Here is a 13682-nt window from a genome sequence, read left to right as displayed (position 1 = left end):
CTCTAAACGCAGAACAGACTATTTTGAATCCGGCTGGTTCATGCGCAATGTTTGTCTATATAGGCCTGGAGGCCAGAACGGCGACAGGCATGGTCGCCAGGCAACCGGATCAGTATCCTAGCACCTCCTGGCCCGCCGACGCTAAACCAGCGGGCCGCCGAACAGGTTAATCACCGTATGAATGCTCTAGCCCGCCGCGCCGCTGGCCTGTTGCTCAGCACACTCTGCCTGCCACTGATGGCCTTCGCCGCCGATGTGCAACCTACCCACGAGTTCATCCTCGACAACGGCCTCAAGGTGGTCGTGCGGGAGGATCACCGCGCGCCGGTGGTCGTTTCACAGATCTGGTACAAGGTCGGCTCCAGCTACGAGACGCCGGGCCAGACCGGCTTGTCCCACGCCCTCGAGCACATGATGTTCAAGGGTAGCGCCAAGATCGGCCCCGGCGAGGCCTCGCGCATCCTGCGCGACCTCGGCGCGGAAGAGAATGCCTTCACCAGCGACGACTACACCGCCTATTACCAGGTGCTGGCCCGCGACCGCCTGCCGGTGGCCTTCGAGCTTGAGGCCGACCGCCTGGCCAGCCTGCGCTTGCCGGCCGACGAATTCGCCCGCGAAATCGAGGTGATCAAGGAGGAGCGCCGCCTGCGCACCGACGATCAGCCCAGTTCGAAAGCCTTCGAGCTGTTCCGCGCCATGGCTTTTCCGGCCAGTGGTTATCACACGCCGACCATCGGCTGGATGGCCGACCTCGAACGCATGAAGGTCGAGGAGCTGCGCCATTGGTACGAGTCCTGGTATGCGCCGAACAACGCGACCCTGGTGGTGGTCGGCGACGTCACCGCCGACGAGGTCAAGGGCCTGGCGCAGAAGTACTTCGGTGCCATCCCCAAGCGCAGCGTGCCTGCGGCCAAGCTGCCGCTCGAACTCGCCGAACCCGGCGAGCGCCAGCTGACCCTGCATGTGCGCACCCAGCTGCCGAGCCTGATCTACGGGTTCAACGCGCCCGGCCTGGCCACGGCCAAGGACCCTCGCACCGTGCACGCCCTGCGACTGATCTCGGCGCTGCTCGACGGCGGCTACAGTGCCCGCCTACCGGCGCGCCTGGAGCGTGGCCAGGAACTGGTGGCCGGTGCTTCGTCCAGCTACAACCCCTTTACCCGTGGTGACAGCCTGTTCCTCATCTCGGCCACGCCTAACGTGCAGAAGCAGAAGACCCTGGCCGATGTCGAGAAAGGCGTCTGGCAGCTGCTCGAAGAGCTCAAGACCACCCCGCCCAGCGCCGAAGAGCTGGAGCGCGTCCGCGCCCAGGTGATCGCCGGCCTGGTCTACGACCGTGACTCGATCAGCAGCCAGGCCACCACCATTGGCCAGCTGGAAACCGTCGGCCTGTCCTGGAAGCTGATCGACAGCGAGCTCGACGAACTCAATCGCGTCACCCCCGAGGACATCCAGAACGCCGCACGCACCTACTTCACCCGCGAACGCCTGAGCGTTGCCCATGTACTGCCCGAGGAGTCCGCTCATGAGTGATCGCAGCGCACCACGCTACACCCTGATCGGCACGGGCATCATCGCGCTGGTGGTGGCGGTAGCCGCCGTACTCGCCCGCCCTGCACACTCCGAGGCCGAAAGTGCGGCACGTCCTGCCAACACCCTGCAGTCGCTGGCCGAACTGGATGGCAAGGCACCGAGCCGGCGCCGGCTGAACATCCAGAACTGGACCACCGCCGAAGGTGCCCGGGTACTGTTCGTCGAGGCCCGCGAGCTGCCGATGTTCGACCTGCGCGTGACCTTCGCCGCCGGCAGCAGCCAGGACGGCAACACGCCGGGCCTGGCCACCCTGACCAACGCCATGCTCAATGAGGGCGTGGCCGGCAAGGACGTGACTGCCATCGCCGAAGGCTTCGAGGGCCTCGGTGCAGACTTTGGCAACGGCTCCTACCGCGACATGGCCGTGGCCTCGCTGCGCAGCCTGAGCGTCAAGGACAAGCGCGAGCCCGCGCTCAAGCTGTTCGCCGAGGTGGCCGGCAAGCCGACGTTCCCCGAAGACGCGCTCAAACGCATCAAGAACCAGCTGCTGGCCGGTTTCGAGTACGACAAGCAGAACCCTGGCAAGATCGCTGGCAAGGCGCTGTTCGCCAAGCTCTATGGCAACCACCCCTACGGCCAGCCAAGCGATGGCAGTGCCGAAAGCATCCCGGGCATCACCCTGGAGCAACTGCGCGCCTTCCACGCCAAGGCCTATGCCGCCGGCAACGCCGTGATCGCCCTGGTCGGCGACCTCAGCCGCGAGGAAGCCGAAGCCGTCGCTGCCCAGGTGTCCGCCGCCCTGCCCAAAGGCCCAGCGCTGGCGAAACCCGCCCAGCCGGTCGAACCCAAGGCGGGCATCACTCACATCGACTTCCCGAGCAAGCAGACGCACCTGATGCTCGCCGAGCTCGGCATCGACCGCCAGGACCCGGACTGGCCAGCCCTGTCGCTGGGCAACCAGATTCTCGGCGGTGGCGCCTTCGGCACCCGCCTGATGAGCGAAGTACGGGAAAAGCGCGGCCTGACCTACGGCGTGTACTCGGTCTTCAGCCCGATGCAGGTGCGCGGCCCGTTCATGATCAACCTGCAGACCCGCGCCGAACTCAGCGAAGGCACATTGAAGCTGGTTGAGGGTATCCTTGCCGATTACCTGAAAAGCGGCCCGACCCAGCAAGAGCTGGACGATGCCAAGCGCGAACTGGCAGGCAGCTTCCCGCTGTCCAACGCCAGCAATGGCAGCATCGTCGGCCAACTGGGCGCCATCGGCTTCTACAACCTGCCGCTGACCTGGCTGGAAGATTTCATGCAGCAGTCCCAGGCGCTCACCGTCGAGCAGGTCAAGGCCGCCATGAACAAGCACCTGGCAGCCGACAAGCTGGTGATCGTCACCGTTGGCCCGAGCGTGCCGCAGAAGCCACTGCCAGCCCCCACAGACAAACCCGCCGAGCAACCGCTTGGCGTACCGGAGCACTAATGCCTAGATCCACCCCTCCTGCCCGCCCGCAGCCGGGCCAAAGCAAGGGCCAGGGTCACCTGCGCATCATCGCCGGCGAGTGGCGCAGCCGCCGCCTGGCAGTACCCGAAGGGGAAGGCCTGCGACCGACGCCCGACCGTGTGCGCGAAACCCTGTTCAACTGGCTGGCGCCCTACATCGAAGGCGCCCGGGTGCTGGATGCCTTCACCGGCAGCGGCGCCCTGGTACTGGAGGCGCTGTCCCGCGGCGCCGAGGATGCTGTGGCGCTGGACAGCAACCCGGCCGCGATCGGCAACCTGAAGAACAACCTGGAACTCCTGCGCTGCCCGCGTGGGCAGATCCTGCAGACCGACGCCCTGCGTTACCTGCAAGGCCCGGCCAAGCAACAGTTCGATGTGGTGTTCCTCGACCCGCCCTTCCATCAGGACCTGCTGGCCAACACCTGCAACCTGCTGGAACAGAACCAGTGGCTGCGCGAACAGGCCTGGGTCTACACCGAAAGCGAAGCGGCGCCATCGACCCTGCAAATGCCCGGCAACTGGCGCCTGCACCGCGAGAAGAAGACCGGCCAGGTGCATTACGCGCTCTGGCAACGAGGCTGATCCACCTCACCTGCCCGGATCTGTATGTATGTAACGCAGGCAGGCATGCAGGGTGACTGAAGCTGCTCCGGTTCATTGACCAACCGGAGCACTTTGTCCATGCGTACATCCCTCTCCCCCCCCCTGCAGCACTTCACCCTCGCTAACGGCCTGACGGTCTACTTGCGGGAAGACCAGCGGGCACCGTTGGTGTCAGTGCAACTCTGGTATCACGTCGGATCGAGCCAGGAGGCAACAGGGCAATCCGGACTTTGCCACCTGGTCGAGCACCTGATGTTCGAAGGCAGCAGCAAGCTTGCCCCTGGTCAGTACAACAAGGTGATAACCCAACTGGGCGGCAATCCCAATGCATTCACATCACCCGACGCCACCTGTTTCCCCGTGACGCTACCGGCAGATCGCCTGGAAGTCGTGCTGGAAATCATGGCCGACTCGATGGTCACTGCCACCTTGGGTGAAGCGGTGTTTGCACGCGAACTCAACGTGGTCAAAGCCGAGCGCCGCGAGCAAACGGACAGTGTCCCGATGAACCTGGCCAGGGAACGCGCACTGATCCTTGCCAATAGTCACATGCCTTATGCCACCCCTACGGTCGGCCATCAGAATGACCTGCAGCACCTGGACATCAGCGCTGTGCGGGCCTGGTACGACGATTGGTACCAGCCCAACAACGCAACGCTGGTGGTGGTGGGCAACACCAACCTGCAAGCCCTGCGCGCCATGGCCGAGCGCCAATTCGGCTCGATAGCCCGCGCCACGCTGCCCAAGCGCTGGACTCCCGAGCCTGACAGACACTTCAAGCACCGCTGCCAGACCATTGCACTGAAAGGCTTGCATCCCGGCGCCATATTGAGTTTCAACGTCCCGAGCCTGGCCACCGCCGCCACCCCTGCGCAGGCACAAGCGCTGCGCCTCATTCCATACTTACTGGCCAAGGGCTATAGCTCACGGCTGTTCTCGCGTTGCGTGCGCGGCGATGAATCACTCCTGCAAATTAGCGCTGACTACCAGCACCTGCAGCGCGGTGACAGCCTGCTGACATTCGAACTGGCGGCCAACCTGGCGAACGCCACGGCACAGTCGGCAACGGCGAGGGTGCTGCAGGAGATCGAGCAACTGCGCTTGAATGCACCTGACGCGAACGAACTTTCCAGGGCCAAGAATCACCTGCTGGCGCAACGGGTGTTCGATCGCGACGACATGGACAAGCAGGCCAATACCATCGGTACATACGCCGTGAGCGGCCTGGACCCGGCGCAGCTCGACCAGGAACAGCGATGGATCGAGAACGTCACGGCCGAAGAGGTGCGTGCTGCCGCTCACGACTTCCTCAGCCACGAGCGCTTGACCATCACCTACCTGCAGGGTGAAGCACAACCCTCAGACCCGGCGCCCGAAGGCCCCCATGAGCAGAGCTCGACGGCACTGAGCACCCTGGGCGACGCAGACCTTGCAAAGCTCAAGCTTACCGCCCCTGAAGTACATACCTGGCGGACCGAAGAAGGCACGCAGGTCACGTTGGTGGAGACCCACCAACTGCCGATGGTCGACCTGATCCTCAACTTCAACGCCGGTAGCCGCCTGGACGGTGACAAACCAGGGCTCGCTGCTCTGACCATGGGCATGCTCGACGAAGGCACTCAGGACCTGGACGCCAGGCAGTTTGCCGAACGCTTCGAGCAGCTCGGCGCGAAATACGCCAAGAGCATCTCGCTCAGCCAGGTAACCATCCACTTGCGCAGCATGACAAGCGATGTGTTTGATCCAGCACTGGATCTGATCATCGACATGGTTGCGAGGCCGGCCTTGAATTCAGGCGAGCTCGATGCAATCAAGCCACAGCTATTGCGAATGAACAGGCAACAACAGGCCGATCCCCGACAGCGTGCCCAGCAAGCCGCATTCACTCACCTGTATGGCAGTCACGCCTATGGCTCGCCGGTATACGGTACCGCCGAAAGTATCGGAGCCATTACCTCGTCGGATGTGCGCGACTTCCATGGCCAAGCCTATTCGGCCAACAACCTGCACATTTCCCTGGTCGGCGACCTGACACGGCTGGAGGCAGAGAGCATTGCCAGCCGCATTTGCCTGGCGCTACCCCAGCATTGGGCCGCCGCCGAACAGGCTCTGCCCGCGTTCAACAGTGGCAACCTGCACCTGGAACATGACAGCCCCGGCACCACATTGCTGATGCTCATGCCTGCGGATGTGCAGCCGGGCGAAGCCGACCACCCTGCACTGGTGCTGGCCAACCATGTGCTGGGAGGCATGGTTGACTCGCGCCTCTTCGCCCACCTTCGCCAGCACCACGGCATGACCTACGCTATCGGCTCGCAGCTAGCGCCACTGAACCACTTGTTGTGCATCAACTGGGAGGTCGCCACGGCGTTTGCAGAGGCTTCACGAAAGCAGGTCGAGGACGTGCTCCTCACCTACATCAGCGAAGGCCCGGGTGCTGCGGAGCTGGAGTTGGCCAGACAGGCAATGATCGGTGACTTGCGCCGTCAGCTGGCGACCAACTATTCACGGGTCAAGCTCATCGCCGCGCATGGCGATCACTGGCTCCCCGCCGACGCCTTGCCCACCTACATCGAGCGCCTGCTGGCGGTTACGCCCGAAATGGCACACGCTGCATTCAAATCTCACGTGGACCCCACGCAGAAACTGATTGTCAGCGTCGGGCCGACTGCCGACCAATAGCGCAGGTACAACGGCGGTGTTTCATGGCACTCTAGGCAGGCACAACACGAGTCGCCCAGCATGCCCAGCCTCACCGCCACCTTCCGCCCGGCCATCGGCCTGTCCAACCCCCACCTGCAGACGCTGTGGGGGCCCTTGTGGCGCAGGCTGCCCGCCCTGGAACGCAACCGCGAGCGCCTGTGGCTGGCCGATGGCGACTTCCTCGACCTCGACTGGCACGGCCCGCACCAGGCCGATGCGCCACTGGTGCTGGTGCTGCACGGCCTGACCGGCTCGTCCCATTCACCCTATGTCAAAGGCTTGCAGCAGGCACTGCAGGCTCGCGGTTGGGCCAGCGTGGCGGTGAACTGGCGCGGCTGCTCGGGCGAGCCCAACCTGCTGGCGCGCAGCTACCATTCCGGCGCCAGCGAGGACCTGGCCGAAGTGGTCGCCCACCTGCGCGCCGAGCGTCCGCTGGCACCGCTGTATGCGGTCGGCTATTCGCTAGGCGGCAATGTGCTGCTCAAGTACCTGGGCGAGAGCGGCACGGCAAGCCAGCTGGAGGCAGCGGTGGCGGTTTCGGTGCCCTTTCGCCTGGACCAGTGTGCGGACCGCATCGGCCAAGGGTTTTCCAAGGTGTATCAGGCCCATTTCATGCGCGAAATGATGGCCTATGTGCAGGTGAAACAACGGCATTTCCAGGACAAGGGGCATCATGAGGGGCTGGCCGCGCTCCACCGCCTTGGCCCCTTGCGTAAACTGAAGACCTTCTGGGATTTCGACGGCAGGATCACTGCACCGCTCAATGGCTTCGACGACGCCCACGACTACTATCGCCGCTCGTCGAGCCGCTACTTCCTCGGGCAAAACCGAACGCCGACACTGATCATCCACTCCACCGACGACCCGTTCGTGCACGGCAACAGCCTGCCCGCCGCCAGTGAACTGGCGGCGCAGACACACTTCGAGCTGCATCAGCGAGGCGGGCATGTGGGGTTTGTCGAGGGCAGCCTGCGAAATCCGGGGTATTACCTGGAGCGGCGGATTCCGCAGTGGCTGGTCGAGGGCAGGTAGACCTGACCGGCCTCATCGCCGGCAAGCCGGCTCCCACAGGGTCATCCACCGTCCAATCCGTGGGAGCCGGCTTGCCGGCGATGAGGCCGGGCCTGCTTACTCGCCGGTCGCCACACCATGCTTCGGGTCGTTGATCCACTCGCTCCATGACCCGGCATACAACCGCCCCAACGGATACCCCGCCAACGCCAGGGCGAACAGGTTATGGCAGGCCGTCACCCCCGATCCGCAATACGCGACCAACTGCTCGGGCGAACGCCCTGCCAGTTTCTCGGCAAAGCGCTGCTTGAGCAGCTCCGGCGCCAGGAAGCGCCCATCCGCATCCAGGTTGTCGGTAAAAGCCGCACATTGGGCGCCGGGAATATGCCCGGCCACCGGGTCGATCGGCTCTACTTCACCGCGAAAACGCGGCAAGGCCCGTGCATCGATCAAGGTCAGGTCCGGGTTGCCCAGGCGCTTGGCCAGGTGCTCGGCGTCGATCAGCAACTTGGCATCCGCCTCACCGCTGAACGAACCTTCTCGTTTTTGCGGGGCGTCCAGGCTCAAGGGCAGGTGCGCCGCGTGCCAGGCCTTGAGGCCGCCATCGAGAATGGCCACGCCACTGCGCTTGCCCAACCAGGCCAGCAACCACCAGGCACGGGCTGCGAAGGCTCCAGGGCCGTCGTCGTAGAGCACCACCTCGCTGTCGTTATCCAGGCCCCATTCACGAAGGCGCTCGACCAGGCGCTGCGGATCGGGCAGCGGGTGGCGGCCGGTCCGGCCCTTGCTCACCGGCCCGCTCAAGTCCCTTTCAAGGTCGGCGAAGTGCGCACCGGCGATATGCCCTTCGGCATAGCTGCGCTGGCCGTAATCCACATCCTCCAAGGCAAAACGACAATCCAGGATCACCAATTTGGGCGAGTCCAGACGCTCGGCCAGCTGCTGCGGGGTGATCAATTGCGCAAGGGGCATGACAATCTCCTGATCGATGGCACGAAGGCTCTGGCTACTGTTCCAGGGCCTGGTTGAACGGTACGTGGAATTCCTGACACAGCGCATCCACTGCGCCGCGGGCATTGCTGGTGACGAAGCCGAGCTCCAGCACCAGCACCTGATAGACGCCGCGCTTGAAGGCTTCTTCACCCAGATGGGCGGAATGCTCGCGGGTGGTACTGAGAAAGCGGACCCAGGACGTCAGCACGATCCAGGCATTGATGGTGAGCGATTCGATCTGTGCAGGCTCCATGGTCAGGATCCCGGCATCGACAAAGCCACGGTAGATCGCCTGGCCCTGGCGCAGGCAACGCTCGGAAAACCGCCGGTAACGGGCGGCCAGCTCGGCGTCGCTGTCCAGTAAATGCTCCAGGTCGCGGTGCAGAAAGCGGTAATTCCACATCGCCGCCAGCAGCGCCTTGAGATAAAAACGTTTGTCTTCCACCGTGGCGGCACGCCCTTGGGGCGGGCGCAGAAAGCTGTCCACCAGCTCTTCGTACTGGCTGAACAGCAACGCGATGATCGCCTGTTTGTTGGGGAAGTGGTAATACAGGTTGCCGGGCGAAATCTCCATGTGCGCGGCGATATGGTTGGTGCTCACGCTGCGCTCACCCTGCTGATTGAACAGCTCCAGGCTGTTCTGCACGATGCGCTCTCGGGTCTTCATGCGCGGGGCCATGCTCAGCTCCCAGTCTGCAAGCTTTCGATAATGGCTCATCTTACGGTGTATCACGCCATGGATGCACGGTTGGGCAGGGTTAAAAAATTCGCACCATGGTACGAATTAGAGTATAGGCTCTAGGCATTCTCAACCCACAGAGGATGCCTTCGTGACCTCGCCCATCGCCTTGCCTCCTGTGCATTCCGACACCGACCTGGCAGCGACGTTCGCCGCCCAGCGCCTGGCGTTCGCCGGCAACCCGATGCCACCTGCGGCGCAACGGCGGCAGTGGCTGAAAAGCTTGCGCGAGGCGCTGCTGGAGGATCAGCAGCGGCTGATCGAAGCCATCGATACGGACTTTTCCGGGCGCAGCGCCGATGAAACCCTGTTGGCCGAGCTGCTGCCTTCGGTACAAGGCATCCGCCATGCCGAACGCCACTTGCGGCGCTGGATGCGCCCTGCCCGTAGAGCAGTGGGCCTGGCCTTCCAGCCTGCCAGTGCGCGCGTGCTGTACCAACCGCTGGGGGTGGTGGGCATCATCGTGCCGTGGAACTACCCGTTGTTTCTCGCCATCGGGCCGCTGACCGGCGCCCTGGCCGCCGGCAACCGGGTCATGCTCAAACTCAGCGAGGCCACGCCGGTCAGTGCGCAGGCGTTGAAAACTCTGCTCGAACGGGTGTTCCCGGAAGATCTTGTCAGCGTAGTGCTCGGCGAGGTCGAAGTGGGCCAGGCGTTCGCGAGGTTGCCCTTCGACCACCTGCTCTTCACGGGCGCCACCAGCATTGGCCGACAGGTCATGCTGGCGGCCGCGCAAAACCTGACGCCGGTGACCCTCGAACTGGGCGGCAAGTCGCCAGCCATCGTCTCCGCCACCGTGCCGCTGGAAACGGCCGCGGAGCGCATCGCCTTTGGCAAGACCCTCAACGCCGGCCAGACCTGCGTTGCGCCCGACTACGTGCTGGTACCGCGCGAACGCCTGGAGGCCTTCAGCGATGCCTACCGCGACGCTGTCCACCGGTTCTACCCACATATCGCCGACAACCCCGACTACAGCGCCATCATCAACCCGCGCCAACTGCAGCGGTTGCAGCACTTGCTGGACGATGCACAGGCCAAGGGCGCCCGGGTCGTCGACCTGTATCCCGACGAACCCCGCAAGGGCCGGCGCCTGGCGCCACACCTGTTGCTGCAGGTGAGCGACGACATGCAGGTGATGCAGGACGAGATCTTCGGCCCGTTGCTGCCACTGGTCCCCTACGACAGCCTCGACCAGGCACTGGCCTATATCAACCAGCGCCCGCGACCCTTGGCGCTTTACTACTTCGGCTATTCCCGCGACGAGCAGGAACATGTGCTGCAGCGCAGCCACTCCGGCGGCGTATGCCTCAACGACACGCTGCTGCATGTGGCCCAGGACGATCTGCCATTTGGCGGCATTGGCCCTTCCGGCATGGGCCATTACCACGGCCACGAGGGCTTCCTGACTTTCAGCAAGGCCAAGGCGGTGCTTGCCAAGCAACGCCTGAACGCTGCGCGGCTGATCTACCCGCCTTACGGCAAAACCTTGCAGCGCCTGGTCTACAAGCTTTTCATCCGCTGAGGCCGGCGCCATGCATCGTCGCGATCTGCTGCGTTTCAGCCTGGGCGCCAGCGCCTTTCTCGCCACTGCCAGCCTGATCGGCTGTAGCCCCCAGTCGCCGACCAACGGTTATCAGGTGCTGCGCGCCGATGACCTGCCACTGCTGCGGGCAATGATCCCGGTAGTACTTGCGGGCACGGCGGCCAATGAGGTGCTGGTGTTGCACAGCCTGGACCACAAGCTGGCCGCGCTGTCGCCGGAAATGCTCAAGCTCACCCGGCAGCTGTTCGACGTGCTCAGCCTGCCCCTGACCCGAGGGCCACTGACGGGTATCTGGGGTGCCTGGGAACAGGCCGGCCCTGCGCAAGTCACGGCCTTCCTGCAGCGCTGGCAGGACAGTTCGCTGAATTTGCTGCGCATGGGCCACGCCTCGCTGCTGCAACTGCTGCAAATGGCCTGGTACGAGCGGCCGGAAGCCTGGGCTGCCTGTGGCTACCCCGGCCCACCGAAAATCTGACCCACCGCAAGGTTCCCTTCCTATGCCTGTCACCGACCCGTTTCGCCAAGGCCTCGAGCGCGGCTGGATCACCCACGACGGCTCACGCCTGGAACACGACCTCACCCTGCAGGCCGACATCGTCGTGATCGGCAGCGGTGCCGGAGGCGCCACCAGCGCGCAGATGCTCAGCGCCGCGGGGTTCAAGGTGTTGCTGATCGAGGAAGGCCCGCTGAAGACCAGCAGCGATTTCCACCTGCTGGAGAACGAGGCCTACGCCACTTTGTATCAGGAAGGCCTGGGCCGAATGAGCAAGAACGGCGCCATCACCATCCTCCAGGGCCGCGCCGTGGGCGGCACTACCCTGGTCAACTGGACATCGAGCTTTCGCACACCCGCGCAGACTCTGGCGCACTGGGCCGCTGCGCACGAGGTGAAAGGCCTGGGTGAGGATGCCATGCGCCCCTGGTTCGAAAACATCGAGCAGGCACTGGGAATCAGCCCTTGGGCCATGCCGCCCAATGCCAACAACGACGTGCTGCGTCGGGGCTGCGAGCAGCTCGGCTACCGCTGGGCGGTGATCCCGCGCAACGTGCGCGGCTGCTGGAACCTCGGTTACTGCGGCATGGGCTGCCCAGTCAATGCCAAGCAATCGATGCTGGTGACGCGCATTCCCGCCCTGCTCGAAAACGGCGGCGAACTGCTGTACCTGGCGCGGGCCGAGCGCTTCGAGCACAACGGTGAACGCATAGCTCAACTCCACTGCCAGGCCCTGGATGCCCAGGGTATACAGCCGACAGGGCGCAGCATAAGGGTGCAGGCTCGGCATTACATTCTGGCTGGAGGTGGCATCAACAGCCCTGCTCTGCTACTGCGTTCCAAGGCGCCCGACCCTCACGGCCGCCTGGGCCAGCGCACCTTCCTGCACTTGGTCAACTTCAGTGCCGCGCGTTTCGACGAACGTATCGACCCGTTCTACGGTGCCCCACAGTCCATCTACAGCGACCACTTCCAGTGGCAGAACGGGGTCGACGGTGCGGTGGGCTACAAGCTGGAGGTTCCGCCACTGCACCCGGCCTTGGCCAGCACCCTGCTCGGCGGCCACGGCAGCGACAATGCCCAGCGCATGGCCGAGCTGCCGCATACCCATGTGATGCTGGCGCTGCTGCGCGACGGTTTCCACCCACAAAGCCCGGGCGGTAAGGTGCAATTACGGGGCGATGGCTCGCCGGTGCTCGATTACCCGGTCAGCGATTACCTGCGTGACGGCCTGCGCCGGGCCTATCACAGCATGGCGCAGATCCAGTTCGCCGCCGGCGCCACCCAGGTGACCCCGGTGCACAGCGATGCCCGCGCCGCCAGCAGCCTGGCACAGGCGCAGCAGATGATCGACGGATTGCGCCTGGAGCTGTTCCGCACACGCCTGGGCAGCGCCCATGTGATGGGCGGCTGCGCCATGGGCGAAGACCCGCGCCAGGCGGTATGCGACAGCCTGGGACGCCATCATCAGCTGGAAAACCTGTCGATCCACGACGGATCGCTGTTCCCCACCAGCATCGGGGCCAACCCGCAATTGTCGGTGTACGCCCTCAGCGCGAAGCTCACCGACGCCCTTTCCAGCCGCCTGGCACAGAGTGCATGACAACAAATACACCGCCTGTCTATAGTGCCATCAGCCGGCCGCATGACTTGGCCGGGCGCAATCGCTGCGCTACCATCCGACTCCCCAACGCACTCCAGCCAGGATGACGCGATGAACCGAGTGTTGTACCCGGGTACTTTCGACCCCATTACCAAAGGCCATGGCGACCTGGTCGAACGCGCCTCGCGGCTTTTCGACCACGTGATCATCGCGGTGGCGGCCAGCCCGAAGAAAAACCCCCTGTTCCCGCTGGAACAACGGGTGGCGTTGGCCCGAGAGGTAACCAAGCACCTGCCGAACGTCGAAGTCATCGGCTTCTCCACCCTGTTGGCGCATTTCGCCAAGGAACAGGGCGCCAACGTCTTCCTGCGTGGCCTGCGTGCCGTGTCCGATTTCGAGTACGAGTTCCAGCTGGCGAACATGAACCGGCAACTGGCGCCCGACGTCGAGAGCCTGTTCCTCACGCCGTCGGAGCGGTATTCGTTCATTTCTTCGACCCTGGTCCGTGAAATTGCGGCGCTGGGCGGCGATATCACCAAGTTCGTCCACCCGGTTGTGGCCGAGGCGCTGACCGAACGGTTCAAGAAGTAAGCTCGCACGCCTGATTATCGCGCCCGCGTGCACTGCGGGCGCGAATGCGGCACAATTGTGCCCATTGCGTTGAACATGCCCGGGCGCAGAGCCCCGGCCGGAGTCCCCATGTCCCTGATCATCACCGACGATTGCATCAACTGCGACGTCTGCGAACCCGAGTGCCCGAACGAGGCCATCTCCCAAGGCGAAGAGATCTACGTGATCGACCCTAACCTATGCACCCAGTGCGTGGGTCACTATGACGAGCCGCAGTGCCAGCAGGTCTGCCCGGTCGACTGCATCCCGCTGGATGAAGCGCACCCGGAAACCGAAGACGAGCTGATGGCCAAGTATCGCCGGATTACCGGCAAGGCCTGATTTCAGCAGCGTCTCT

At 64.2% G+C, this 13682-nt stretch carries 12 protein-coding genes; 10 read left to right on the top strand and 2 right to left on the bottom strand.

Annotated elements, in window-relative coordinates; all coding sequences use genetic code 11:
- Positions 1-177: 177 nt before the first annotated feature.
- The 5 genes from KU43P_RS01380 to KU43P_RS01360 all read left to right on the top strand — a co-directional run bounded on the left by KU43P_RS01380 (position 178) and on the right by KU43P_RS01360 (position 7365).
- Positions 178-1533: a M16 family metallopeptidase gene (locus KU43P_RS01380; RefSeq protein WP_317660719.1), complete on the top strand. Its 1356-nt coding sequence runs from the start codon at positions 178-180 to the stop codon at positions 1531-1533.
- A complete protein-coding gene (locus KU43P_RS01375) occupies positions 1526-3007 on the top strand; it encodes a M16 family metallopeptidase (protein WP_317660718.1) in 1482 nt (493 codons plus the stop codon). Before KU43P_RS01380 ends, KU43P_RS01375 begins: the two co-directional genes overlap by 8 nt.
- The gene (gene rsmD, locus KU43P_RS01370) at positions 3007-3609 is read left to right on the top strand and encodes a 16S rRNA (guanine(966)-N(2))-methyltransferase RsmD (RefSeq protein WP_317660717.1); all 603 of its coding nucleotides are present in this window, start codon (positions 3007-3009) and stop codon (positions 3607-3609) included. The genes KU43P_RS01375 and rsmD overlap by 1 nt, the downstream gene beginning before the upstream one ends.
- 99 nt (positions 3610-3708) lie before the next feature.
- A complete protein-coding gene (locus KU43P_RS01365; RefSeq protein ID WP_317660716.1) occupies positions 3709-6312 on the top strand; it encodes a M16 family metallopeptidase in 2604 nt (867 codons plus the stop codon).
- Positions 6313-6372: 60 nt separating this feature from the next.
- Positions 6373-7365: a hydrolase gene (locus KU43P_RS01360; protein WP_317660715.1), complete on the top strand. Its 993-nt coding sequence runs from the start codon at positions 6373-6375 to the stop codon at positions 7363-7365.
- A gap of 96 nt (positions 7366-7461) precedes the next feature.
- On the opposite strand, the gene KU43P_RS01355 is transcribed toward KU43P_RS01360, so the two are convergent.
- Both KU43P_RS01355 and KU43P_RS01350 read right to left on the bottom strand, forming a co-directional pair.
- Positions 7462-8316: a sulfurtransferase gene (locus KU43P_RS01355; RefSeq protein WP_317660714.1), complete on the bottom strand. Its 855-nt coding sequence runs from the start codon at positions 8314-8316 to the stop codon at positions 7462-7464.
- Positions 8317-8350: 34 nt separating this feature from the next.
- Positions 8351-9016: a TetR/AcrR family transcriptional regulator gene (locus KU43P_RS01350; protein ID WP_317660713.1), complete on the bottom strand. Its 666-nt coding sequence runs from the start codon at positions 9014-9016 to the stop codon at positions 8351-8353.
- A gap of 151 nt (positions 9017-9167) precedes the next feature.
- Between KU43P_RS01350 and KU43P_RS01345 the strand changes: the two genes are divergently transcribed.
- The 5 genes from KU43P_RS01345 to KU43P_RS01325 all read left to right on the top strand — a co-directional run bounded on the left by KU43P_RS01345 (position 9168) and on the right by KU43P_RS01325 (position 13666).
- Positions 9168-10598 (top strand): coniferyl aldehyde dehydrogenase, encoded by a 1431-nt coding sequence (locus tag KU43P_RS01345; protein ID WP_317660712.1) that lies wholly within the window; start codon positions 9168-9170, stop codon positions 10596-10598.
- A gap of 10 nt (positions 10599-10608) precedes the next feature.
- On the top strand, positions 10609-11094 hold the full coding sequence (locus KU43P_RS01340; RefSeq protein WP_317660711.1) for a twin-arginine translocation pathway signal protein: 486 nt from the start codon (positions 10609-10611) through the stop codon (positions 11092-11094).
- Positions 11095-11116: 22 nt separating this feature from the next.
- Positions 11117-12715 (top strand): GMC family oxidoreductase, encoded by a 1599-nt coding sequence (locus KU43P_RS01335; RefSeq protein ID WP_317660710.1) that lies wholly within the window; start codon positions 11117-11119, stop codon positions 12713-12715.
- Positions 12716-12826: 111 nt separating this feature from the next.
- Positions 12827-13306 carry a pantetheine-phosphate adenylyltransferase gene (gene coaD / locus KU43P_RS01330; protein ID WP_054901891.1) on the top strand — a complete coding sequence of 160 codons (480 nt, stop codon included), beginning with the start codon at positions 12827-12829 and terminating at the stop codon, positions 13304-13306.
- Between the two features lie 108 nt (positions 13307-13414).
- Positions 13415-13666, top strand: coding sequence for a YfhL family 4Fe-4S dicluster ferredoxin (locus tag KU43P_RS01325; RefSeq protein WP_008095804.1), 252 nt, complete (start codon positions 13415-13417; stop codon positions 13664-13666).
- Positions 13667-13682 lie beyond the last annotated feature (16 nt).

It is taken from the genome of Pseudomonas sp. KU43P (assembly GCF_033095865.1).
Lineage (GTDB): Bacteria > Pseudomonadota > Gammaproteobacteria > Pseudomonadales > Pseudomonadaceae > Aquipseudomonas.
The sequence above is the reverse complement of the archived record's forward strand: the minus strand, read 5'-3'. Positions and strand labels throughout refer to the sequence as shown.